Genomic DNA, 382 nt, shown 5'->3' with positions numbered 1-382 from the left:
GTCATTATCCGATGCGGTAATTGCCGCCACAACGAGGGAATTGGTTTTAACATCGTCATATTTGGCCCCTGCTATTTTAGCAATGAGTTGTGTTTTATTGTATCCGTAAATGAATGTGGTAGGAGTTCCTGTACCGGATGAAGCCTGTACGATATTTCCTTTATCGTCGTAGGCATCTATTTTTCCTTTCAGCTTTAAATTGCCGTCATTGATATTGGCTGCATATATGGAAGTCGGAAGCAAAGATGAATTCTCATACCGGGTAATGGATTTGGAAAGAGTCTTCCCATTCTTTTTCTGTTCCTGTATAATAGGGATCCCGGTCATAAAAGCATTTTCAAGATGGCTGTATCCCGTCTGTCCAATGGCATACGTGATAAAT

General features: G+C 40.8%; 1 protein-coding gene. It reads right to left on the bottom strand.

The features are described 5' to 3' along the window. A partial coding sequence (locus tag ACPYOM_RS22180) for a hypothetical protein (RefSeq protein ID WP_481347616.1) occupies positions 1-327 on the bottom strand: 327 nt, incomplete at its 3' end. Positions 328-382 lie beyond the last annotated feature (55 nt).

Source organism: Monashia sp. HAY1-2A (assembly GCF_056755315.1).
This window is presented reverse-complemented; position numbering and strand designations above follow the sequence as displayed.